Here is a 23,698-nt window from a genome sequence, read left to right on the forward strand (position 1 = left end):
CGATGATGAGCCGATTGCTGCGCATTCTGTTCGTATTGCTGCTGGCCCGGCCGGTGGTGCGTTTGTGGTTGGGGGTGACGGTGCGCCACCAGGAGCGGCTGCCGCTGCGCGGCCCGGCCATCGTGGTGGCCAACCACAACAGCCATCTGGACATCCTGGCCTTGTACAGCCTGTTCCCGCTGGGCCGCATCCCCGAGGTGCAGCCGGCGGCGGCGGCTGATTATTTCCTGAAAAACCGCCTGTTCGCCTGGTTCGCCACCCAGGTGGTGGGCATCATCCCGGTGGTGCGCGGCGGCGTGGCCAAGGGCATGGACCCGCTGGAAGGCTGCCGCGACGCGCTGCGCCAGGGGCGCATCCTGATCCTGTTCCCGGAAGGTTCGCGCGGCGAGCCCGAGGTGCTGTCCGAGATCAAATCCGGCATCTGGTATCTGAGCCGCGATTTCCCGGACGTGCCGGTGGTGCCGGTCTATCTGCACGGCCTGGGCCGGGCGATGGGGCGCGGCCAATGGCTGCCGGTGCCCTTCTTCGTCGACATCGCCATCGGCCGGCCGCTGCAGTGGCTGGAAGAGAAAACCGCTTTCCGCGAGCGCGTCCGCGAATCGCTATTGCACTTGAAGCAAAAAACGCTGCCCGCCGCGCCGGCGGAGCAGGAGGCTTGAAAGGAGCCCAGGCATGCGCCAAGCCGAAGAATCGCAGTTTGTCAGCTTTGATGGTCAAACCCTGTTTTATCGGCATTGGCCGGCGCTGACCACCGGGCCGCGGCCGCGCGCCATCGTGCTGCTGCACCGCGGCCACGAGCATTCCGGCCGCCTGCAACACCTGGTGGACGAGTTGCAATTGACGGACACGCCGATGTTCGCCTGGGACGCGCGCGGCCACGGCCGCAACGAGGGGCCGCGCGGCTACAGCCCCAGCCTGGGCGCCACGGTGCGCGATCTGGACTGCTTCGTCCGCCACCTGTGCCAGCGCCACGGCCTGGCGATGGAGGAGATCGTGGTGATCGCCCAGAGCGTGGGCGCGGTGCTGGCGGCCGCCTGGGCGCACGACTACGCGCCGCGCGTGCGCGCGCTGGTGCTGGCCTCGCCGGCCTTCAAGGTCAAGCTCTACGTGCCCTTCGCCCGGCCCGGCCTCAGGCTGATGCAGCGGCTGCGCGGCAACTTCTTCGTCAACTCCTACGTCAAGGCGCGCTTCCTGACCCATGATCCGGAGCGCATTGCGTCTTACAACAGCGACCCGCTGATCACTCGGCCGATTTCCTCCAACATCCTGCTGGCGCTGTACGACACCGCCGAACGCATCGTCGCCGACGCCGGCGCCATCACCTTGCCGACCCAGTTGCTGATGTCGGGCGCGGATTTCGTCGTGCATCAGGGACCGCAGCGCGAATTCTTCCAGAAGCTGGGCAGCCCCCTGAAGGAAATGCACGTGCTGCCGGGCTTTTATCACGACACCCTGGGCGAGCGCGACCGCGCGCCGGCGCTGGACAAGATCCGCGCCTTCATCCAGCGGGTGGAGGCGGGCGCGCCGGCGGTGGACCTGAGCCGCGCCGACGCCGCCGGCTACACCGCGCTGGAATACCAGCAGCTGCAGCAGCCGCGTTCCTGGCTGTCGCCGCTGCGCTGGCAGTTCGCGCTGACCCGGCTGAGCCTGGCCACGCTGGGCCGCCTGTCCGCGGGCATCCGTCTGGGTTGGCGCACCGGCTTCGATTCCGGCAGCACCCTGGATTATGTTTACCGCAACCAGGCGTCCGGCCTGACGCCGCTGGGCCGGCTGGGCGATCGCGCCTACCTGGACAGCGTGGGCTGGAAGGGCATACGCCAGCGCAAGCTGAACCTGGAGGAGCTGATCGCCGCGGCGATGGGCCGCCTGCGCGCCGACGGCCAGCCGCTGCGGCTGCTGGACATCGCCGCCGGCCATGGCCGCTACATCCTGGACGCCGTTGCCGGCCAGCCGGTGGAGCACGTGCAGCTGCGCGATTACAGCGACATCAACGTCGGCGCCGGCCGCCGCCTGATCGCTGAACGCGGGCTGGACGCGGTGGCGCGTTTCGACCAGGGCAACGCCTTCGACCGCGCCGGCCTGGCCGCATTGCAGCCGGCGCCGACGCTGGCGGTGGTGTCCGGCCTCTATGAGCTGTTCCCCGAAAACGAACCGATTCGCCAGTCGCTGGCCGGCCTGGCCGAGGCGGTGCCGCCCGGCGGCTATCTGGTTTACACCAACCAGCCCTGGCACCCGCAGCTGGAACTGATCGCGCGCACCTTGAGCAGCCATCGCGGCGGCGCCGACTGGATCATGCGCCGCCGCACCCAGCAGGAGATGGACCAACTGGTGGCCGACGCCGGCTTCGAGAAGCTGGAGCAGCGCATCGACGAGTGGGGCATCTTCAGCGTCAGCCTGGCGCGCCGCCGCGTTGCCGCCGCAGCGGAACGGCCGCAGCCGCTGGCCGAGGCCGAGGCGTGAGCGCGCCGGCCGCGGCGGGCCGCCCCTGGCGGCTGGCCTGCCTGTGGCTGTTGTTGCTGGGACCCAGCTTCTTCCTGCTCTACGGCGCGGCCAATCAATACGCGGCCGGCCTGCCGCCGGAGCGGGTGGGCAATGTGGCGATGGCCTGGGAGCGCGCCATCCCGCTGTGGCCGTGGACCATCGTGCCGTATTGGAGCATAGACCTGCTCTACGGCGTCTCGCTCTTCCTGTGCGCCAGCCGCGCCGAACTCAATGCCCACGCCAAGCGCCTGCTGGCGGTCACCCTGTTGTCCTGTCTGTGCTTCCTGCTGTTTCCGCTGCGCTTCGGTTTCGAGCGCCCGCCGCTGGACGGCGTGTTCGGGCGGATGTTCGACCTGCTGATGGGCTTCGACAAACCGTTCAATCAGGCGCCGTCGCTGCACATCGGCCTGCTGCTGGTGCTGTGGCTGCGCTACTGGCAGCACACGTCGCCGCGCTGGCTCTGGCTGCTGCACGGCTGGTTCGCGCTGATCGGCGTATCGGTGCTGACCACTTGGCAGCACCATTTCTGGGATGTGCCCAGCGGCTTCGCGCTGGCGGTGCTGGTTTGCTATCTGTGGCCGATGCCGGCGCCGGCGGCGGAGCCCTGGCGCTCGCCCGAGCCCGGCCGCAGCCGGCGCCTGGGCGCGCGCTACGCGATGGGCGCCGCGCTATTGCTGGCGCTGGCGGCGGCGCTGGGCGGCTGGGGCTGGCTGCTGGCCTGGCCGGCGCTGGCCTTGGGCGTGCTGACGCTGGCTTATTGGCGGCTGGGCCCGGCCGCCTTGCAAAAGCACGCCGGCCGCCGCCGTTTCGCCGCGCGGGTATTGCTGTGGCCCTACAGTCTGGCCGCGCGGCTGACGCATGGCTATTTCCTGCGCCGCTTGCCGGGCGCGGAGGAAGTAATCGACGAGGTCTGGCTGGGTCCGGTCAGCGCCGCTTGCGATGCGCGCTTCGTCGCGGTGCTGGACCTGGCCGCCGAATACGACCGCCAGGCGCCCCAGGCCGCCGCCTACCACAGCCAGCCCTTGCTGGACCTGCTGCTGCCGCCGCCGGCGCAGCTGCGGCAGGCGGCGCTGGCCTTGCATCGGCTGCGGACCAGCCATCGCGGACCGCTGCTGGTGCATTGCGCGCTGGGCTTGACTCGCAGCGCCGTGGTGCTGCTGGCCTGGCTGGTGCTCAGCGGCCGCGCCGACTCGGTGGAGCAGGCGCGCGCGCTGTTGCGGCAGCGCCGCCAGCGCGTGGAGTTGAGCGATGAGCAATGCGCGGAGCTGGCGCGCCAGTGCGCGCGATTGGAGCCCTTATGAACGCCGAACTGGCCCAGGCGCGGCTCAGTGCCGCCATCCTGGCTTCCTGTCGCTGGCTGTGCTGGCCTAGCTGGGGCTTGCTGCTCTTGTTGGCGCTGACGTCGCCGCAATCACGGTGGCTGCCCGCGTGCGCCGCTGTTGCTTTATGGCAGGCCTGGCTGGGTTGGCGTCTGCAATTGGACGCGGCGCTGTTGCGGGCTTTGGATTCGGCTGGCACTCTTGAGGAGTTGGACCTGGCCTTGTCGCGACTATTTGGCCGCGACTTGGCCGGCCGCCCGCTGGAGGCGCGGCAGCGAGGCATGGCCCGCTTGCTGCGCGGTTTCCTGCTGGCGACCGGCTTGTGCTGGCTGCTGTGCCTGGTCGGCTTGTTGGCGGGGCGGGTGTGAATAATAAGAAGATTCAAAGTCGTGGGAAGAGGAGAACCGTGATGAGCAAGAGAGCATGGTATGGCGGGGCGGTCTGCGCCTTGCTGGCCGCAGGCGGCGTGGCCTGGCTGGGGCTGATGCTGGCGGGATTCGGCGCGTCCGGCGGCAATGGCAACACGTCGGAGTGGCCGTTTGTGCTGGCCAAGGCCTTGGGTTTTGCGGGCTTGGCGATGTTTGTGTGTGGCTTGGTGGCCTGCAAGGAAGCCAATTAAGCATGGGATGAGAATGGACGGGGCGGCAGGCTAAGGCTTGCCGCCCCGTTCGTCGTCTCAGAGCCTGTTCATAATCTGCTGCGCTGCGGCGATACGGCGTTGAAACCCGCTTCGAAATGCTCATGTACCACGTGTACATTCCGCTTTCTCAGCCGTTTTCGCCTTGTCTCGCTCTTGCTCGCGAGATTTTGAACAGGCTCTCAGCCCATGCGCCGCCGCAGCGCGCGGCTCAGCTGTTCCACGCCCCAGGACAAGGCCACCATGGCCAGGATGACGGCGGCGGCGGCCTGCTGCTGGAACAAGGACAGCGCCAGGTAGAGTTGTTGGCCCAGGCCGCCGGCGCCGACGATGCCGAGCACGGTGGCGATGCGGATATTGTTTTCCCAGCGGTACAGCGTATAGGCCAGCCACTGGCTGGCGACCACGGGCAGCGGCCCGTAGCAGAAGGCGGCGACGCGGCCGGCGCCGGCGTGCAGCAGCGCCTGCTCCGCCTGCGGCGGCGCGTTTTCCAGCGTTTCCGCGAACAGGCGGCCCAGCACGCCGGCGGTGTGCAGCGCCAGCGCCAGCACGCCGGCGGCCGGCCCCAGGCCCAGCGCCAACACCGCCAGCGCCGCCCACAGCAGATCCGGAATGCCGCGCAGCGCGTTCAGCAACAGCCGCGTCGCACGCTTGGCGGCGGCGCCCAGCCGGCCGGCGGCGGGCAAGGCCAGCGGCATCGCCAGCAAGGCGGCCAGCACCGTGCCCAGCGCCGACATCGCCAGGGTTTCCACCACGCCTTGCCCCAACTGCCGCAAGGCGGCGGCGGAGAAGTCCGGCGGCAGGAACTCCATGGCGAAGCGCGGCAGGCCGCGCCAGTCGAAGCCGTTGGCGCGCCAGTCCGGCCACAGCCAGAGCAGGCTGAAGGCGGCCAGCGCGCCGCCGGCCAGCAACAGCCGGCCGCCGCCGTCGCGCTCCAGCGCGCGCCGCGACCAGCGGCTGACGCCTTCGCTCAAGCCCACCAGCAGCAGAAACACCAAGAGCAGGGTGGCGACTTCGCCGCCGTTGAGCATTTTCAGGCTGCTGTCCAGCAACTGGCCGATGCCGCCGGCGCCGACGAAGCCCATCACCGCCGACGCGCGGATCGCGCATTCCCAGCGGTAGACGCTGTAACTGATCAATTCCGGCAGCGCCTGCGGCCACAGCGCCCAGCACAGCCGCTGCCAGCGGCTGGCCCCGGCGGCCGCCAGCGCCTGCGCCGGCGCGCGCGGCTGGGATTCCAGGATTTCCGCGTAGACCTTGCCCAGCATGCCGCCGTAGGCCAGGCCCAGCGCCAGCACCGCCGGCAGGCTGCCCAGGCCGGCGGCGCGGACGAAGAGCAGCGCCCAGACGATGTCCGGCACGCCGCGCAGCCACACCATCAGCCCGCGCAGCAGGCTTTGCGCCGCCAGCGCGGCGCGGCTCGGCCGGGCGGCGGTCAGTTGGTGATCGTCCAGCGCGCGGCTGGTGGCGAAGGCCAGCGGCGCGCCCAGCAGCATGGCCAGCAGCAGGCCGGCGCTGGCCACCGCCAAGGTGGTGGCGGTTTCCTTCGCGACTTCTCTCAGGAAATCGCCGTCGTGGGCCGGCGGCAGAAAGCCGGCGGCGAAGCGCGCCAGGCCTAGCCAGGTGTCGCCGTTGAGCAGGGTGCCCAGCGTGAATTGGGTGAGCGGCAGCGTGGGCAGCAGCAAGGCCAGGGTCAGCAGCAGCCAGCCCAGCCGCGCGCGCGCGGCCGGGTCGCGCGGCTTCAGCATTGCAAGCCTCTCAGCGCGGCCGCCGCCGCGGGCGTTTCCGTCGCGGCCTCGGGCGCGTCGCCGGCGTAGAGTTCGGTCAGCCGCGCGGAGTCGACCTGTTCGCGCGGCAGATCGAAGGCGACGGCGCCGTCGCGCAGGCCGATGATGCGCGGGAAGTGCTCCAGCGCCAGTTGCACCGAGTGCAGGCTGACCAATAGGGTGGCGCCGCGCGCGCGCGCGTCTTCGCACAGCAGGCGTATGCTGTCGTCGGCCAGCCTGGGGTCCAGCGCCGACACCGGCTCGTCGGCCAGCAACAGTTCCGGGCGCTGGTACAGCGCGCGGGCGATGCCGACGCGCTGGCGTTGGCCGCCGGACAACTGCTCGCAGCGCTGCCACAGCTTGTCGGCCAGGCCCAGCCGTTCCAGCTCGGCGGCGACGCCGGCGGCGTCGTCCGGCCACAGCAGGCGGCGCAAGGCCGCCAGTTCGCCGCTGTGGCCCAGCCGGCCGGCGGCCACTGCGTGGATCACCCGCTGGCGCGGCGGCAGCGGCGGCGCCTGGTAGACGCTGCCGATGCGCGCGCGCAAGGCGCGCAGGGCGCGACGCGGCAGGCGCCAGGGATCGTCGCCCAGCAGCCGGACCGCGCCGGCGTCCGGGCGCAGGCCGGTGTTGGCCAGCAGCAGCAGCGAGCTCTTGCCGGCGCCGGACGGGCCGATCAGGGCAGCCTGTTCGCCGGCGGCCAGCCGCAGCTCGATGTCGCGCAGGATGGCGGCGCCGCCCAGCTTCAGGCCGGCGCCGTGCAGCTCCAGGCTCACTTCAGCAGCCCGGCGGCCGTGGCGGCGGCTTCTATGCCCTGGTAGTTGTCCGGCTTGGTGGGGATGAAGCGGCTGGCGCGTTGCAGGTCCAGCACGGCTTTCTGATCAGGATTCTTGGCGTCCAGCTTGAGGAAGGCCTGGCGGATCTTGTCCTGCAAGCCCTTGTCCATGCTGCCGCGCACCGTCCAGTTGTAGTCGTAGTAGGGCGGGGTGGTGGCGATCACGCGCACCTTGGCGCTGTCCACCTTCTTGCTTTCCACCAGCTTCTGCCACACCGAGCTGTTCAGCACCCCGGCTTCCACCTTGCCGGCGGCCACCCAGGCCACGGTGGCGTCGTGGGCGCCGGAGTAGGCGACGTTCTTGAAGAAGCTCTCCGGCTTGATGCCGTCCTTCTGCATGAAGTAGCGCGGCATCAGGTGGCCGGAGGTGGAGGAGGCGGAGCCGAAGGCGAAGCTGTCGCCCTTCAACTCCTTCAGGCTCTTGGCCGGGCCGGAGGTGATGAAGGTGGAGGTGAACTTGCTGTCCTCCTCGCGCTGCACCAGCGGCACCACCTTGCCGCGCTGGCTCGCCTGCACATAGGTGAAGCCGCCCAGCCAGGCCAGGTCCAGCTTGTCCGAGGTCAGCGCGGTGACCACGCCGGCGTAGTCCGACACCGGCACGAACTGCACCTTCATGCCCAGTTCTTTTTCCAGATACTGGCCCAGCGGCGCGAACTTGCGCTGCAGCTCGGTGGGCGATTCGTCGGGAATGGCGGAAACCTTGAGCACGGTCTGGGCGGCGTTGGCTAGGGTGGCGGCGGCCAGCAGCGCGCCGGCCAGCGTCAGTTTGATGGCGGTCATGGGGACTCCTCTATTCATCACGGACCAAAAGCCGCCAGGGCGGGCGGCTCAAAAAAGGCCAGTCGTTAAGACTGGCCTTGGGGGCGGCGAGCCATGGCCCGCCGCGCATGGAAAGTATTCTAGCCTAGCTCGGCTCAGGCCGCCTTGCGCCGGCCGAACAGGTAGAACAGCGCCAGGCCGATCACGATCATCGGCAGGCTCAGCCACTGGCCCATGCTGATCACGTCGGACTGGCCGAAGATGCCGGCGTCCGGGGTGCGGAAGAATTCGCTGCCGAAGCGCGCCAGGCCGTAGCCGATCAGGAACAGCGCCGACACCCGGCCGCGGACGCGGGTCTTGGCGCTGAACCACCACAGCAGCGCGAACAGCGCCAGGCCTTCCAGCGCGAACTCGTAGAGCTGCGACGGGTGACGCGGCAGGCCGCCGTACTGGAGCAGGGTCACCATCAGGTCGGACGACTGCTGCGCCTGGATCAGATCGTCCATCTTGGCCTGCGGGAACAGCATCGCCCACGGCAGCTTGGGATCGGCCACCCGGCCCCACAGCTCGCCGTTGATGAAGTTGCCGATGCGGCCGGCGGCCAGACCCAGCGGCACCAGCGGCGCGATGAAGTCGGTGACTTCCCAGAAGCTGCGGCCGTGCTTGCGCGCGAACAGCGCCACGCCGATCAAGACGCCGATGAAGCCGCCGTGGAAGGACATGCCGCCTTTCCACACCATCAGAATCTCCAGCGGGTGGCTAAGATAATAGCCGGGCTGGTAGAACAGCACTTCGCCCAGGCGGCCGCCCAGCACCACGCCGACGGCGCCGTACATTAGCAGATCGTCCAGCAGTTTGGAGGTCAAGAAGGCGTGGCCGCGCTTGATGCGGTAATTGCCCAGAATCAGGAAGCTGGCGAAGCCCAGCAAATACATCAGGCCGTACCAGTGAATGGCCAGCGGGCCCAATTGGATGGCCACGGGGTCGAACTGCGGATGAATGATCATTTGTCAGCCGTGTGCGTTTGCGGTAAAAGAATGTGGACGGATTATATGGGAAAGCGTTCCCACGCGTCGCGCGGCCCACCCGCCGCCCGGCGCATTTTTGCCTTGAGCTCCCCGGCACCCGGAGCCAGGCGGCCTGGTTTTAAGCCAAACCGGGCCTGGAGCGCCTTTCCGCCCATGTAGAGATTAAGGAATCAGCAATGCCCCAATACCGCTCCCGCACTTCCACCGCCGGCCGCAATATGGCGGGTGCCCGCGCCCTATGGCGCGCCACCGGCATGAAGGACGACGACTTCGGCAAGCCCATCATCGCCATCGCCAACAGCTTCACCCAGTTCGTGCCCGGCCATGTGCACCTGCACAATATGGGCCAGCTGGTGGCGCGGGAAATCGAACGCGCCGGCGGCGTGGCCAAGGAATTCAACACCATCGCCATCGACGACGGCATCGCCATGGGCCACGGCGGCATGCTTTACAGCCTGCCCAGCCGCGACCTGATCGCCGACAGCGTGGAATACATGGTCAACGCCCACTGCGCCGACGCGCTGGTGTGCATCTCCAACTGCGACAAGATCACCCCCGGCATGCTGATGGCCGCGATGCGCCTGAACATCCCGGTGGTGTTCGTCTCCGGCGGCCCGATGGAGGCCGGCAAGGTGCAGTGGGGCAACGACATCCGCAAGCTGGACTTGGTGGACGCGATGGTGGAGGCCGCCAACAGCGCGGTGTCCAACGAGGACGTCGAGCGCGTGGAGCGCTCCGCCTGTCCCACCTGCGGCTCCTGCTCCGGCATGTTCACCGCCAACTCCATGAACTGCCTGACCGAGGCGCTGGGCCTGTCCCTGCCCGGCAACGGCAGCCTGGTGGCCACGCACGCTGACCGCAAGGAATTGTTCCTGCGCGCCGGCCGGCTGATCGTGGACATCACCAAGCGCCATTACGAACAGGACGACGCCAGCCTGCTGCCGCGCGCCATCGCCACCAAGGCCGCGTTCGAGAACGCGATGAGCCTGGACGTGGCCATGGGCGGCTCCACCAATACCGTGCTGCACCTGCTGGCGGCGGCGCAGGAAGCCGGCGTGGACTTCAAGATGGCCGACATCGACCGCATCTCGCGCTCGGTGCCGTGTCTGGCCAAGGTGGCGCCGGCCACCCAGAAATACCATATGGAAGACGTGCACCGCGCCGGCGGCGTGGTGGCCATCCTGGCCGAGCTGGACCGCGCCGGCCTGATCCGCCGCGAGGTGCCCACCGTGCACAGCGCCACGCTGGGCGAGGCGCTGGAAGCCTGGGACATCTGCCGCCACGGCGAAGACAGCGAGGCGCGGCGCTTTTACCGCGCGGCGCCGGGCGGGGTGCCCACCACCATCGCCTTCTCGCAATCCATGCGCTACCCGACGGTGGACGACGACCGCGCAGAAGGCTGCATTCGCGACCGCGAACACGCCTATTCCCAGGACGGCGGCCTGGCGGTGCTGGCCGGCAATATCGCCGAGCGCGGCTGCATCGTCAAAACCGCCGGCGTCGACGACTCCATCCTCAAGTTCAACGGCCGCGCCCGCATCTTCGAAAGCCAGGACGCGGCGGTGGAAGCCATCCTGGCCGACCGCATCGTGGCCGGCGACGTGGTGGTGATCCGCTACGAAGGCCCCAAGGGCGGCCCGGGCATGCAGGAAATGCTGTATCCCACCAGCTATCTGAAATCCAAGGGCCTGGGCAAGGAGTGCGCCTTGCTGACCGACGGCCGCTTCTCCGGCGGCACTTCCGGCTTGTCCATCGGCCATGTGTCGCCGGAAGCGGCCGAGGGCGGCGCCATCGGCCTGGTGGAAGAGGGCGACCGCATCGAGATCGACATCCCCGGCCGCAGCATCCGCCTGGCGCTCAGCGACGAGACGCTGGCGGCGCGGCGCGCGGCGATGGAGGCCAAGGGCCGCGACGCCTGGAAGCCGCTGGGCCGCGACCGCGTGGTCAGCCCGGCCTTGCGCGCCTACGCGGCGATGACCACCAGCGCCGACACCGGCGCGGTGCGTGACGTGACGCAAGTCGAGAAGTGAACGGCGAGAAGTGAACGCGGGCAGTTCTGCCCCCTGCGTGAAGAACGGCGGCCTTGGCCGCCGTTTTCTTTGGCTAAGAACCTGTTTACGATCTGCTGCGCGTCGTGAAACGTGTCTCGGTGAGTGCAACTTCGAAATGCTCATGTACCGTATGTACACTCCGCTTTCTCCGCTGTTTTCGCCTTGTCTCGCCTTAGCTCGCGAGATCGTAAACACGTTCTAAGGCTCGATGTCGCTGGTCGCGCGCCCGGCTTCCGTCACGTTCTGGGCCGCCTGGATCAGCATGTCCAGCAGCCGCGCCAGCGCCGGTTTCAGCGGCGCGCCCTGGCGGGTGACGGCGTGAAAGCCCGAGTGATAGGCCAGCTGCTCCGGCAGCAGCGCGCGCAGGCGGCCGGCGTCCACCCAATGCCGGGCGTAGTGGGTGGGCAGATAGCCAAGATAGGTGCCGGACAAGACCAGGGTGGCGATGGCCTCCATCGAATACGCGCTGACCACTTGGCGCAAACGCCAGTTTTGCGGCCGCTGGTGCTCCGCCATATAGCCGCGTCCGGCGTAGTCCGCCGCGCAAATCTGCTGCTGGCTGGGGGCGGCGACGGCAAACAGCGGGTGCTGCCGCGAGCAATACAGATTCTGTTCCTCGGAAAACAGCGGCTGATAACGCAGGCCGGACAACTGATGGTGAAAGGCGCCCAGGCCAAGTTGCAGCCGGTCTTCCAGCACCGCCTGTTCCAGTTCGTCCGGCCGCATGGTGTGCAGATGCAGCTGCGCTTGCGGCCATTGCCGGCGGAACTGGCGGATGACGGCGGGCAAGGGCGCGCGCGGCAGGCTGAGCAGGCCGTCCACCGCGCCGAGATACAGCGCTTCGCGGCGGGGCTCGCCCAGCGCGTTGGCTTGCTCCCGAAACTGCTCGATCTCGCGCAACAGGCCCTGCGCGGCCTGATAGAGCGCCTGGCCGGCCGGCGTCAGCTGGAAGCCGCCGTTGCCGCGCCGGCACAGCGAATAGCCCAGCCGCTGTTCCAGATCGCGCACCGCCACGCTCAGGCGCGGCAGGCCGGTGTTCAGTTTGGCCTGGGCGGCGGTGAAGCCGCCGGCCTCGACGATGCTGCAAAAGATGCGCAGCAGACGCAGATCCAGATCCGAGACATTGCCTAGCATCGGGCCTCCCGCGGCGTGGGGTCGAACAGGGCGCGGGCCGGGCCCGCCGTCCCTAGTTTACGAAGCCCCTTCCGCGCCGGCAAGCGAGCCGGGCGCGCGGCGCGATTCGGCCAGCAGGCACAGCAGTTCGAACATCAGGGTGGCGCCTAGCAGCGCGGTGGCGCCGCCGACGTCGAACGGCGGCGACACTTCCACCACGTCGGCGCCGACCAGGTTCAGCCCGCGCAGGCCGCGCAACAGCTGCAGCGCCTGCAGGCTGCTGAGGCCGCCGATTTCCGGCGTGCCGGTGCCGGGGGCGAAGGCCGGGTCCAGCGCGTCGACGTCGAAGCTGATGTAAGTCGGCCCGTCGCCGACGATGCGGCGGGCCTCGGCCAGCGTCGCCTGGACCCCCAGTTCGGCGAAGCTCTCCATATGGATGACGCGGATGCCGCAGGCCTGGGCGAAGTCCTCGTCCTCGGCGGAGTAGATCGAACCGCGGATGCCGATCTGCACCGTGCGCCTGGGATCCAGCAAACCTTCCTCCACCGCGCGGCGAAACGGCGTGCCGTGGGTGTAGCGCTGCTGGCCGAAATAGCTGTCGTTGGTGTCCGAATGGGCGTCGAAATGCACCATGCCCAGCGGCCGGTCCCGCGCCAGCGCGCGGAAGATGGGCAGGGTGATCAGGTGGTCGCCGCCCACCGCCAGCGGCAGCGCGCCGGCCTGGCGGATGCGGCGGAAAAAGCCCTCGATGCGCTGCAGCGAGTCCATCAGATCGATGGGATTGACCGGCGCGTCGCCCAAGTCGCCGACGCGAGCCAGCTCATAAGGAGATAGGCGGCTGAGCGGATGTACCCGGCGCATCAGGCTGGACTGGTTGCGCACCTCGCGCGGGCCGTGGCGGGCGCCGGCCCTGTGCGTGGTGCCGCCGTCCCAGGGCACGCCGACCAGCGCGACGTCGAGCTGGGCGGGGTCCTCGCAGAGGGGCAGGCGCATGAAGCTGGGAATGCCGGCGAAGCGGGGAACCTGGGCAGCGTCTACGGGTTGGGGAAAGGTGCTGGGCATGGGAAGCCTCCTGAACTGGGGTTATTTGCTGGCGCTTAGCGAGGGCGCCGGCGCGGTCATCAGGCTGACGCCGACAAAGCCCAGCAGATTGGCGGCCAGGCCGTAATAGATGGGGGTGTTGGCGGTCAGGCCGTCGAGCATCATCAGCGCGACGACGGTCAGGCTGCCCAGCAGCATGCCGGCCATGGTGCCCTGGGCGGAGGCGCGGCGCCACAGCAAGGCGCCGAGAATGGGCACCAGCAGCCCGCCCACCAACAGGTTGTAGGCGATGCTGAGGCCGGCGATCACATCGTTGACCAGGCAGGACAGCAGCAGCATGAGCAGGCCCAGGCCCAGCGTGATCCAGCGGCTGCCGGCCAGGTGACGTTGGTCGCCGCGGCGCAGGAAACGGCTGTAGACATCCTCTTTCAGCACCGTGGCCGCGGCCAGCAGACAGGCGCTGGCGGTGGACATGATCGCGGCTAGCGCGGCGGCGGCCACCAGGCCGCGCAAGCCGGCCGGAAGCAGGCTGCGGGTGAGTTCGGCAAAGGCGTTTTCCGTTACCGCCAGTTCCGGCAACAGCAGCCGGGCGGCGACGCCGATCAAGGCGCAGGCGGCGCCGTAACAGACGCAATAGCCGCCGGCGGCCAGGCCGGCGTAACGCACCACCCGTTCGCTGCGGGCGGTGAACAGCCGTTGCCAGATGTCCTGGCCGATCAGCGCGCCGAAGAAGTACAGCAGAAAGTAGGCGACGATGGTGTCCAGACCGATGGCGCCGAGTTCGAAGAAGCTGGCCGGCAAGCCCGCCCGCATCGCGTCCAGGCCGCCGGCTCCGGCCACGCTGAGCGGCAGCAGCACGCCGAAGATGCCGACAGTCATGATCACGAACTGGACGATGTCGGTCAGGGTCAGCGACCACATGCCGCCGATCGCCGAATAGAAGATCACCAGCCCGCCGCCGAGCAGAATCGCCGGAATGCGCGGCAGGCCGAACATCACCTCGGTCACCGAGCCGATGGCGATGGTGGCGGTGACCGCCACCATCAGGTCGTAGCCTATCATCACCACGCCGCCTATCAGCCGGGACGAAGCCCGGTAGCGCTGCTCCAGGATCTGGGTGACGGTGAACACCCGCATGCGGGCGATCTGCCGCGAAAACGCCAGGCTGAGCGTCATGACGCCCAGGCCCAGCATGAGCACCAGCCACAAGCCGGAAATGCCGTATTGATAGCCCAGGCGCACCGATCCTATGGTGGAGGCGCCGCCCAGCACCACTGCGGACAGGGTGCCGAGATACAGCGTCGGCCCCAGGCGGCGGCCGGCCAGCAGAAAATCGTCGCGGGTTCGCGCGCGGCGCATCCCCCACCAGCCCAGCCCCGCCATCGCCAGCGCGTAGGCCAGTATCGTCGCGTAATCGATAAGCATCGTGCACCTCGCTTGAAGCGGCGCCGATGGGTGTTCGGCGGCCCGGCAGCCATCATGGCAAGGCTTGCCCGGGCCTTACATAGCGAGGAAGGCAAGCGGGCTTGCCGATTGCGGCAAGTAGCGGCGAATGGCCGGCGGACAGCTGTTGATATTCGTCATATTTCCGTAACCGTTTTGCGGATAGGATTTGGGCCGTGCGGTTTTTTTGCCGCGCGGCCCATTGTTTTTTGCATGGCAGCAACCATCTGTTCCCCATCGGCATGAGCCCGGCCGCCGCCGGGGCCTCCTGTGGCCGCCTCGCTTCCTGTCGCCCGTTCATGGCGGCGTCTTAGTCTTGTTCATTTGTTTTCGAATCCAACAGTTCTTCCCTGTGTGTTTTCCTAAATTTTCACAAACGAAATCCGTTCTAATGCTGTTAGTCATATGCTTGGTCTGTTTAAATCTAAATGGCATGGTTTCTGGCTGAGACCAGGACAGGGCGGGGCAGGGTCAGGCCGGGGCGGGAAGGAGAAAACGAAGAGGCGGAGCGGCGTCGGCAGGCAAGTTCCCTTGCGACACGGATTTTAATAATTTGGTTGTTTAACAGAAGCTTAGCGTTTGCTTAGCATGGGATGGGCTGGGAAAAAGGCAAAAAAAATGCGCGGTACCGTTAGGTCCGCGCCAAGTCTACAAAGGAGAAATAGAGGAGAAACTATCAAGAAGCAATTGCTGCATCTCAACGAGAACGAATTATCCAGATTGCGGTATCGAGTGTCAACATGTTGTTTTTCGCAAATGTGTGAAATTATAATTTTCTGTCGCGCATCTGGTACATCGCCGCCGGAAGCGCCGCTGTCGCGGCGCACCATGGGCGCCGCAGCTGTGCCAAAATAGCGGTTTTCCGATTGCCGCAGGATTTCCCTTCATGGACGCCGTACGCCACACCCTTCCCGATCCGCGCCAGTACCACCCGCAAGTGGCGCTGACCAATATGCTGATTCACAACGCCCAGTCGGCCTTGAACGCCAAGACCGAGTCCGATCGGGAAATGTGGTTCTCCGCGGTGCGCGACGCGATGGCCGAAATGCTGGCGCGCGGCGAGCTGCTGTCCATCTCGGTGGCGCTGGCCATGGTGCCGTCGCAGCAATGCTATCAATTGGTGTGGGACGCGCTGCGCGACGCGGCGGAAAACACCGGCGGCGCGCGCGCCATCGTCTTCGCCATGCCGCTGGTGCTGGTGGCCGGCAGCAAGAGCCAGACCACGCTGCCCGGCGAGATCGCCGACGCGGCCGGCCTGAACCAGCTGCTGCGCGAGCACGGCGTGTTCGCCGCCGGCGCCGACGTCGCCCTGGGCGGCGCGCTGCTGCATCCGGACAGCGTGGTGGGCCTGGATTCCGCCCAGCTTTATAAGCTGAACCGCGATCCGGCCCATGCCCGCGCGCTGCTGCCGCAGCAGCCGGCGCCGGTCACGGTGAAGGAAGAGGGCGTGTTCCTGCGCTACCTGCTGGGCGTGGCGATTCAGCCCGAAGGCGCCGAGCCGCCGTTGCGCCTGGGCGGCGCGGTGGGCGCTTGGGGCATGCCGCTGATGAAATTCCTGGGCGAGCAATTGAAGGCGGACGGCGTGACGCTATTCCCCATCGCCCGCCCGCCGATGCCGGCGATGCAGGCGATGGTGGCCGGCAACTACGCCCGTTTCGAGGTGGCGATGCAGGTGTTCGCCAGCAGCCAGATCCGCCGCTTGCGCGAACTGAACAAGGAGCCGGTGGCCATCCTGTCCGCTCACGACAACGGCGAACTGCACATCACCCTGTCCGCCGCAGGCGACGAACGCAACTGGGAGGCCTTTGTCTGGCCGCTGGCGGCGCTGGACAATGTGCAGCTGATCGAGGAGAGCTTCCGCGAACTGATGGCGGAATGCCATGTGCGCGAAGTGCATGTATTGCCGGAACTGCACCCGGACAGCAAGGACGGCGTGCCGCTGTTTTTCACCGCCGACGATTTAAACGATTGATCAGCGGCAAACCCGTTTCATCATCGTGATTCAGCCCCGCCGCGAGCGGGGCTTTGTCATGGCGGCTCAGGCTTGCGCTTCCGGCTGATGGCGCGCCCACGGTGCGACGGCCAGCCGCGCCGCCAGATAGTCGATCAAGGCCTGCACCCGCGCCGGCCGGCTGCGGCCCGGCGGCGTCAGGATGTAGAGCGCGATCGGGTCTACCTGCCAATCCATCATCACGGTTTCCAGTTCGCCGGCCTGCAGATCCTGCCAGGCCAGGAATTCCGGCTGCAGCGCCAGGCCCAGGCCGGCGCGCAGGGCCGGCGTCAGCGCCTCGGCGTTGTTGACCCGCAGCGGCGCGGGCATTTCCAGCGCGAATTCGCCTTGCTCCGCGTGGCGGAAGCGCCAGAACTGGCCGCCGGGCGCGTTGCTGTACAGCAGCGCGCGATGCGCGGCCAACTCGCGGGGATGGCTGGGCCGGCCGTGGCGCGCGAAATACGCAGGCGAGCCCACCAGCAAGATGCGCACCGAGCACAGGCGCCGAGCCAGCAGGCTGGAATCGGCCAGCGAGGCGATGCGCAGCGCCAGATCCAGCCGCTTGGCCACCAGGTCCACCTGTTCGTCGCTGAAGTGGAAATCCAGCTCCACCTCCGGATGCCGCGCCATGAACTCCGGCAGCAAGGGCGCCAGATGGGACAGGCCGAAGGACATCGGCGCGGTCACCCGCACCGCTCCGCGCAGGCTGGTGGATTGCTCGGCGATGTCCGCTTCCACCGCCTCGCCCTCCGCCAGGATGCGGCTGGCCCGTTCCAGCGCGGCGTGGCCGGCCTCGGTCAGCGCGATGCGGCGCGAGGTGCGGTGGAACAGCATGGTCTTCATCCGGGCTTCCAGGCGCGTGATCGCCTTGGACACCGTGGCCTGGGACAGCGTCAGTTCCGCGGCGGCGCGGGCGAAGGAGCCGCATTCCGCCACCTTGGCGAAGATCGCCCAGGCTTCCAGATCGGGGAGTCGTTTCATCATCGGATTCGCTTCAGGCTATGGATTCCAATTTTAACCATTAAACTGCAGGATAGCGCATTGATCATGTCAAAAATGGAAACGATGCAATTCCATATATTCCATTAACATAATGGTGTCCGCTGCGTATAGTGCAGGCATCAGACGCGTCGCCGGGCAGGCGGCGCCTCGCCACGACACGGGAGGACAGCATGATCGAACATCGCCCTTTTGCCGGCCTGGGTGGAGCCCACCATGGCTGGCTGGACGCCAAACACCATTTTTCCTTCGCCGAATACCATGACCCGGCGCGCGTGCACTGGGGCGCGCTGCGGGTGTGGAACGACGACACCATCGCGCCGGGCACCGGCTTTCCGCCGCATCCGCACGCCGATATGGAAATCATCACCTATGTCCGCGAAGGCGCGATCAGCCACCGCGACAATCTGGGCAACCAGGGCCGCACCGAGGCCGGCGACGTGCAAGTGATGAGCGCCGGCAGAGGCATCGTCCATTCCGAATACAACCTGGAAGCCGTCGACACCCGCATTTTCCAGATCTGGATCATGCCGGAGCGGCGCGGCGGCGAGCCGTCCTGGGGCAGCAAGCCTTTTCCCAAGGCGGACCGCTCCGGCGCCTTCGTCGCCTTGGCCAGCGGCATGGACGGCGACGAGCAGGCCTTGCCCATCCGCGCCGACGCCCGGGTGCTGGGCGCCACCCTCAAGGCCGGCGAAAGCATCGACTACCGGCTGGGCGCGCAGCGCAGCGCTTATCTGGTACTGGCCCGCGGCCGGGCGGAAGTCAACGGCGTGGCGCTGCAAGCCCGCGACGGCGCGGCGATCCGCGATGAGGCGCAGTTGCGCATCGTCGCCAGCGAGGACGCTGAGCTGATTCTGGTGGACAGCCGCGAGTGATTGCCGCGGCGGGCGGGGGCCGGCGGCCCTTCCGCCCGCCCGGCATCTTGCCCGCCCGGCCGCCGTCCGTCCCTTGATCAACTGGAGAATGCCATGAACGCCACCCCGACTCCCAGCCCGCTGTTGCTGACCCCGCACGATCACACCCTGATTCTGATCGACTACCAATCGCAGATGGCCTTCGCCACTCACTCCATCGATATGCCCACGCTGCGCAACAACGCTGGCCTGGTCGCCAGCGCCGCCGCCGGTTTCAAGGTGCCGACGATACTGACCACCGTCGCGGAAAAGAGCTTTTCCGGGCCGATGTTCGAAGAGGTGAGCGCGCCCTTTCCCGGGCAGCGGATGCTGGACCGCAGCTCGATGAACACCTGGGAAGACGCCGCGGTGATCGATCGCGTCAACCACATCGGCAAGGGCCGCATCGTGCTGGCCGGCCTGTGGACCAGCGTCTGCATTGTCGGCCCGGCGCTGTCCGCCCTGTCCCAGGGCTTCGAGGTTTATGTGATCGCCGACGCTTGCGGCGATATCTCGGCGGAAGCGCATGAGCGCGCGATCCAGCGCATGGTGCAGGCCGGTGCGCGGCCGATCACGGCCTTGCAATACCTGCTGGAATTGCAGCGCGACTGGGCGCGCACCGACACCTACGAACTGACCACCGGCATCGCCAAGAAGCTGGGCGGCGGCTACGGCCTGGGCATCCAGTACGCCAAGACCATGTTCGGCGCCCAGGAAGGCTGATTTCCCGAGCGTATTGATTCCATGCCGGCGGCCAGCCGCCGGCAGAGGGCGCAAGCATGAAACCTTATCTGATCTCCTTGGCGGCCGGCCTGTTGGTGGGCGTCATCTACAGTCTGCTTCACGTGCGCTCGCCGGCGCCGCCGGCCGTCGCCATCCTCGGCCTGCTGGGCATGTTGATCGGCGAGCAGCTTTGGCCCCAATTCCAGGCGCTGCGCCATGGCGCGCCGGCCGCCGTCAGTCAGCCGGCGCGTCCGGCCACCGCCTCGCAGGAGAAGCAATCATGACCACCATCGCCATGGCCGATCTCATCTTGCGCAACGGCCGTTTCACCACGCTGGACCGCAGCCGGCCGCGCGCCAGCGCCGTCGCCATCAAGGACGGCCGCTTCCTCGCGGTGGGCGAGGACAGCGAGATCATGGCGCGGGCCGGCGCCGCCACCCGCGTGATCGACCTGCGCGGCCGCAGCGTCTTGCCCGGCCTGATCGACAACCACACCCATGTGGTGCGCGGCGGTCTCAACTTCAATATGGAGCTGCGCTGGGACGGCGTGCGCTCGCTGGCCGACGCGATGGACATGCTGCGGCGGCAGGTCGCCGTCACGCCCGCGCCGCAATGGGTGCGGGTGGTGGGCGGCTTCACCGAGCACCAGTTTCTTGAGAAACGCCTGCCCACGCTGGAGGAGATCAACGCCGTGGCGCCGGACACGCCGGTCTTCCTGCTGCATCTGTACGACCGCGCCTTGCTCAACGGCGCCGCCCTGCGCGCGGTGGGCTACACCAAGGACACGCCGGCGCCGCCGGGCGGCGAGATCGTCCGCGGCGCCGACGGGGCGCCCACCGGCCTGCTGCTGGCCAAGCCGAACGCGGCCATCTTGTACGCCACCCTGGCTCAGGGGCCCAAGCTGCCCTTCGATTACCAGCTCAACTCCACTCGCCATTTCATGCGCGAGCTCAACCGCCTGGGCGTGACCGGCGTCATCGACGCCGGCGGCGGCTTCCAGAACTACCCGGACGATTACGCGGTGATCCAGCAACTGGCCGACGCCGGCCAGATGACGGTACGTCTGGCGTACAACCTGTTCACCCAAAAGCCCAAGCAAGAGAAAGAGGACTTCCTCAACTGGACCGCCGGCGTCAAATACAAGCAGGGCGATGATTATTTTCGCCACAACGGCGCGGGGGAAATGCTGGTGTTTTCCGCCGCGGACTTTGAGGATTTTCGTCAGCCGCGGCCGGACATGCCGCCGGAAATGGAGGGCGAGCTGGAAGAGGTGGTGCGCATCCTGGCGCAAAACCGCTGGCCGTGGCGCTTGCACGCCACTTACGACGAAACCATCTCCCGCGCGCTGGACGTGTTCGAGAAAGTGGACCGCGACATTCCCTTGCAGGGGCTGAACTGGTTCTTCGACCACGCCGAAACCATTTCCGAACGCTCGATGGACCGCATCGCCGCCTTGGGCGGCGGCATCGCGGTGTAGCACCGGATGGCTTACCAGGGCGAGTATTTCGTCGAGCGTTACGGCGCGGCGGCGGCCGAGGCGACGCCGCCTATCGCCCGCATGCTGGACAAAGGCTTGAAGGTGTCGGCCGGCACCGACGCCACCCGCGTCGCCTCGTACAATCCATGGGTGTCGTTGGCGTGGATGGTGACCGGCAAGACCGTGGGCGGCTTGCGGCTCTACCCGCAGCGCAACTGCCTGGACCGCGAAACCGCGCTGCGGATGTGGACCGAGAACGTGGCCTGGTTCACCAATGAGGAGGGCGGGCGCGGCCGCATCGAGGCGGGCCAGCTTGCCGATCTGATCGTGCCGGACAAAGATTTCTTCGTCTGCCCGGAGGACGACATTTCCTTTCTGGTGTCGGAGCTGACCATGGTGGGCGGCCGCATCGTTTACGCCGCCGCGGACTTCGCCGCGCTGGACGACAATCCCTTGCCGCCGGCGATGCCGGATTGGTCCCCGGTGCGCCGCTATCAGGGTTACGCCGCCTGGGGCGAGCCGGAGGGCGCCGGCCGCCGCTCGCTGCACCGCCAGGCCGGAGCGGCCTGCGCTTGCGCCAGCGCCTGCGGCTTGCACGGCCACCAGCACGCCCGCGCCTGGGGCGCCGGCCTGCCGGTGTCGGACCCCAAGGGTTTCTTCGGCGCGCTGGGCTGCTCCTGCTGGGCGGTTTGACGTCAGGGAAACAAGCCCGCGCGCGGCCGGCCGCGCTATCATGACGATGGCCTGCCGCACCCGCGGCGGCGCCAACCTTGAGGAGACATGATGAAAGCCACCGCCAGCGGCCGTTTCGACGTCAAGCTTGCCCCGGAACCCTTGAGCGAGGCCGCCGCCGACAGCGGTCTTGGCCGCCTGTCGCTGGACAAGCGCTTTCACGGCGACCTGGACGCCGTCAGCCAGGGCGAGATGCTGAGCTTCCGCAGCGCGGAGCCGGGCTCGGCCGGTTATGTCGCCATGGAGCGGGTGCAGGGCAGCCTGCATGGCCGCAAGGGCGGTTTCGTGCTGCAGCACAGCGCCACGATGACGCGCGGAGAGGCCGAGCAGACCATCATGGTAACGCCGGATTCCGGCACCGGAGAACTGAGCGGCATCAGCGGCCGGCTGCGCATCACCATCACCGCCGGCGAGCATTTTTACGACTTCGATTACACCCTGCCTTGAACGCGCGGCGGGGCGGATTTTCCCCCGCGACAATTGCTTCACGTTAAAGATTTCGCTCCGGCATTTCGTGTAGAATGCCCGCATCGTTAACCCTTTGATGGATGAGTCAAAGATGTTCGCTGCTGACCAGACGATTGCCAAATTCGATCCCGAACTCGCCGCCGCCATTGCGGCCGAGTGCCAACGCCAGGAAGATCACATCGAGCTGATCGCCTCGGAAAACTACACCAGCCCCGCGGTGATGGAAGCCCAGGGCTCCCAGCTGACCAATAAATACGCCGAAGGCTACCCGGGCAAGCGCTTCTACGGCGGTTGCGAACACGTGGACGTGGTTGAGCAGCTCGCCATCGACCGCGTCAAGCAGCTGTTTGGCGCCGAATACGCCAACGTGCAGCCGCACTCCGGAAGCCAGGCCAACCAGGCGGTGTACTTCTCCATCCTGAAGCCGGGCGACACCGTGATGGGCATGAACCTGGGCCACGGCGGTCACCTGACCCACGGCTCCCCGGCCAACCTGTCCGGCAAGATGTTCAACATCGTCGCCTACGGCCTGAACGACAAGGAAGAAATCGACTACGACGACATGGAGCGCGTAGCGATGGAAACCAAGCCCAAGCTGATCATCGGCGGCGCTTCCGCTTACGCGCTGCGCTTCGACTTCGAGCGCATGGGCCAGATCGCCAAGAAATGCGGCGCCTACTTCATGGTGGACATGGCGCACTACGCCGGCCTGATCGCCGCCGGCGTCTACCCGAACCCGGTGCCCTTCGCCGACTTCGTGACCTCGACCACCCACAAGACCCTGCGCGGCCCGCGCGGCGGCATCATCCTGGCCAAGGCCGAGTTCGAGAAGAGCATCAACAGCAATGTGTTCCCGACCCTGCAAGGCGGCCCGCTGGAGCACGTGATCGCCGCCAAGGCGGTGGCCTTCAAGGAAGCTCTGCTGCCCGAGTTCAAGGTGTATCAGGAACAAGTGCTGAAGAACGCTTCCATCATGGCCAAGACCCTGGGCGAGCGCGGCGTGCGCATCGTGTCCGGCCGCACCGAAAGCCATGTGTTCCTGGTGGACCTGCGCGCCAAGGGCCTGACCGGCAAGGCCGCCGACGCGCTGCTGGGCCGCGCCCACATCACCGTGAACAAGAACGCGATTCCGAACGACCCGGAAACCCCGTTCGTGACCTCCGGCATCCGCATCGGCTCCCCGGCCATCACCACCCGCGGCTTCAAGGAAGCCGAGGCCATCCAGGTGGCCAACCTGGTGGCGGACGTGCTGGACAACCCGAACGACGACGCGCTGATCGCCCGCGTGGCCGAGCAGGCCACCGCGCTGTGCCACCGTTTCCCGGTGTACGCCAAGTAAGCCGTGCTTGCCTCGGCCGCTGAAAGACGCCCCCAGGGGCGTCTTTTTCATGGGCGGGCGATAGCGGCATTAACTTGACCGCGCATTGCTGATAACATCCATACATTGGAACCCTTAGGATTAAGTCATGAAATGCGCGTTCTGCGGCAATGCCGATACTCAGGTGATCGACTCCCGCGTCAGTGAGGACGGCAGCAGCATCCGGCGGCGGCGGCGCTGCCCGGTGTGCGAGAAGCGTTTCACGACTTTTGAAACCGCCGACGTGCGCATGCCGCAGGTGGTGAAAACCGCCGGCCACCGTTCGGAATTCGACATCGAGAAAGTCCGCACCAGCTTCCTGCGCGCGCTGCACAAGCGCCCGGTGCCCACCGCGCTGGTGGACGAAGCGATAGACCGCATCTGTCACAAGCTGCTGCAATTGGGCGAGCGCGAAGTGTCCAGCCGCGAGATCGGCGAAATGGTGATGAACGAGCTGGCGCGCCTGGACAAGGTGGCCTATGTGCGCTTCGCCTCGGTGTACCGCAGTTTTCAGGACGTCTCCGAGTTCTCCGATGCCATCAAGGAAATCCAGAAGTCCTCGCATTGACCGCCCGGCGGGCGGCTGGAG

21 protein-coding genes and 1 pseudogene are annotated in these 23,698 nt (G+C 67.5%); 14 read left to right on the forward strand and 8 right to left on the reverse strand.

The window, feature by feature from the left end:
• Positions 1–5: 5 nt before the first annotated feature.
• The 5 genes from JW897_RS15230 to JW897_RS15250 are packed head-to-tail and all read left to right on the forward strand — an operon-like array spanning position 6 to position 4,419.
• Entirely contained in the window at positions 6–659 is a 654-nt protein-coding gene (locus JW897_RS15230) for a lysophospholipid acyltransferase family protein (RefSeq protein ID WP_048412503.1), read from the forward strand.
• A 13-nt stretch (positions 660–672) separates the two neighbouring features.
• Positions 673–2,460, forward strand: a complete 1,788-nt coding sequence (locus JW897_RS15235; RefSeq protein WP_205466832.1) for a bifunctional alpha/beta hydrolase/class I SAM-dependent methyltransferase — start codon at positions 673–675, stop codon at positions 2,458–2,460.
• Complete coding sequence (locus JW897_RS24625; RefSeq protein WP_205466833.1) at positions 2,457–3,782, forward strand: dual specificity protein phosphatase family protein; 1,326 nt, start codon at positions 2,457–2,459, stop codon at positions 3,780–3,782. Before JW897_RS15235 ends, JW897_RS24625 begins: the two co-directional genes overlap by 4 nt.
• Positions 3,779–4,168 carry a hypothetical protein gene (locus JW897_RS15245; RefSeq protein ID WP_048412506.1) on the forward strand — a complete coding sequence of 130 codons (390 nt, stop codon included), beginning with the start codon at positions 3,779–3,781 and terminating at the stop codon, positions 4,166–4,168. The genes JW897_RS24625 and JW897_RS15245 overlap by 4 nt, the downstream gene beginning before the upstream one ends.
• A 41-nt stretch (positions 4,169–4,209) precedes the next feature.
• Positions 4,210–4,419 (forward strand): hypothetical protein, encoded by a 210-nt coding sequence (locus JW897_RS15250; protein WP_156187737.1) that lies wholly within the window; start codon positions 4,210–4,212, stop codon positions 4,417–4,419.
• Positions 4,420–4,619: 200 nt separating this feature from the next.
• Here JW897_RS15250 and phnE read toward each other — a convergent pair whose 3' ends face one another.
• From phnE to lgt, 4 genes are all read right to left on the reverse strand, one after another.
• Positions 4,620–6,185, reverse strand: a complete 1,566-nt coding sequence (phnE, locus tag JW897_RS15255; RefSeq protein WP_205466834.1) for a phosphonate ABC transporter, permease protein PhnE — start codon at positions 6,183–6,185, stop codon at positions 4,620–4,622.
• Positions 6,179–6,976 (reverse strand): ATP-binding cassette domain-containing protein, encoded by a 798-nt coding sequence (locus JW897_RS15260; protein WP_205466835.1) that lies wholly within the window; start codon positions 6,974–6,976, stop codon positions 6,179–6,181. Before JW897_RS15260 ends, phnE begins: the two co-directional genes overlap by 7 nt.
• A complete protein-coding gene (locus JW897_RS15265; protein WP_205466836.1) occupies positions 6,973–7,815 on the reverse strand; it encodes a putative selenate ABC transporter substrate-binding protein in 843 nt (280 codons plus the stop codon). Before JW897_RS15265 ends, JW897_RS15260 begins: the two co-directional genes overlap by 4 nt.
• A gap of 134 nt (positions 7,816–7,949) precedes the next feature.
• Complete coding sequence (gene lgt, locus JW897_RS15270; protein ID WP_048412510.1) at positions 7,950–8,801, reverse strand: prolipoprotein diacylglyceryl transferase; 852 nt, start codon at positions 8,799–8,801, stop codon at positions 7,950–7,952.
• 197 nt (positions 8,802–8,998) lie between these two features.
• Between lgt and ilvD the strand changes: the two genes are divergently transcribed.
• Positions 8,999–10,852 (forward strand): dihydroxy-acid dehydratase, encoded by a 1,854-nt coding sequence (gene ilvD / locus JW897_RS15275; RefSeq protein WP_048412511.1) that lies wholly within the window; start codon positions 8,999–9,001, stop codon positions 10,850–10,852.
• 219 nt (positions 10,853–11,071) lie between these two features.
• On the opposite strand, the gene JW897_RS15280 is transcribed toward ilvD, so the two are convergent.
• From JW897_RS15280 to JW897_RS15290, 3 genes are read right to left on the reverse strand one after another with little or no spacing between them, the layout of a single operon-like run.
• The gene (locus JW897_RS15280) at positions 11,072–12,007 is read right to left on the reverse strand and encodes a LysR family transcriptional regulator (RefSeq protein ID WP_205466837.1); all 936 of its coding nucleotides are present in this window, start codon (positions 12,005–12,007) and stop codon (positions 11,072–11,074) included.
• Between the two features lie 57 nt (positions 12,008–12,064).
• Positions 12,065–13,048 carry an agmatinase gene (gene speB, locus JW897_RS15285; RefSeq protein ID WP_205466838.1) on the reverse strand — a complete coding sequence of 328 codons (984 nt, stop codon included), beginning with the start codon at positions 13,046–13,048 and terminating at the stop codon, positions 12,065–12,067.
• Positions 13,049–13,069: 21 nt separating this feature from the next.
• Positions 13,070–14,452, reverse strand: a complete 1,383-nt coding sequence (locus JW897_RS15290; RefSeq protein ID WP_205466839.1) for a sodium:solute symporter family protein — start codon at positions 14,450–14,452, stop codon at positions 13,070–13,072.
• Positions 14,453–15,356: 904 nt separating this feature from the next.
• Here JW897_RS15290 and JW897_RS15295 point away from each other — a divergent pair.
• Positions 15,357–16,442, forward strand: coding sequence for a hypothetical protein (locus JW897_RS15295; protein ID WP_205466840.1), 1,086 nt, complete (start codon positions 15,357–15,359; stop codon positions 16,440–16,442).
• Positions 16,443–16,508: 66 nt separating this feature from the next.
• Here JW897_RS15295 and JW897_RS15300 read toward each other — a convergent pair whose 3' ends face one another.
• Entirely contained in the window at positions 16,509–17,444 is a 936-nt protein-coding gene (locus JW897_RS15300) for a LysR family transcriptional regulator (RefSeq protein WP_240352228.1), read from the reverse strand.
• Positions 17,445–17,632: 188 nt separating this feature from the next.
• Between JW897_RS15300 and JW897_RS15305 the strand changes: the two genes are divergently transcribed.
• The 7 genes and pseudogenes from JW897_RS15305 to nrdR all read left to right on the forward strand — a co-directional run bounded on the left by JW897_RS15305 (position 17,633) and on the right by nrdR (position 23,677).
• On the forward strand, positions 17,633–18,334 hold the full coding sequence (locus JW897_RS15305) for a pirin family protein (protein ID WP_205466841.1): 702 nt from the start codon (positions 17,633–17,635) through the stop codon (positions 18,332–18,334).
• Positions 18,335–18,427: 93 nt separating this feature from the next.
• The gene (locus tag JW897_RS15310; protein ID WP_205466842.1) at positions 18,428–19,075 is read left to right on the forward strand and encodes a hydrolase; all 648 of its coding nucleotides are present in this window, start codon (positions 18,428–18,430) and stop codon (positions 19,073–19,075) included.
• 56 nt (positions 19,076–19,131) lie between these two features.
• Positions 19,132–19,359, forward strand: coding sequence for a DUF1427 family protein (locus JW897_RS15315; RefSeq protein ID WP_048412610.1), 228 nt, complete (start codon positions 19,132–19,134; stop codon positions 19,357–19,359).
• A 131-nt stretch (positions 19,360–19,490) separates the two neighbouring features.
• Positions 19,491–21,245: pseudogene (locus JW897_RS15320) on the forward strand (amidohydrolase).
• An 87-nt stretch (positions 21,246–21,332) separates the two neighbouring features.
• Positions 21,333–21,731, forward strand: a complete 399-nt coding sequence (locus JW897_RS15325; protein ID WP_205466843.1) for a DUF3224 domain-containing protein — start codon at positions 21,333–21,335, stop codon at positions 21,729–21,731.
• A gap of 112 nt (positions 21,732–21,843) precedes the next feature.
• A complete protein-coding gene (glyA, locus tag JW897_RS15330) occupies positions 21,844–23,091 on the forward strand; it encodes a serine hydroxymethyltransferase (RefSeq protein WP_048412520.1) in 1,248 nt (415 codons plus the stop codon).
• Positions 23,092–23,218: 127 nt separating this feature from the next.
• Positions 23,219–23,677: a transcriptional regulator NrdR gene (gene nrdR, locus JW897_RS15335; protein ID WP_019100637.1), complete on the forward strand. Its 459-nt coding sequence runs from the start codon at positions 23,219–23,221 to the stop codon at positions 23,675–23,677.
• The last annotated feature ends 21 nt before the right edge of the window (positions 23,678–23,698 follow it).

Origin of the sequence: Chromobacterium alkanivorans (assembly GCF_016937655.1) — a bacterium.
GTDB lineage: Bacteria > Pseudomonadota > Gammaproteobacteria > Burkholderiales > Chromobacteriaceae > Chromobacterium > Chromobacterium alkanivorans.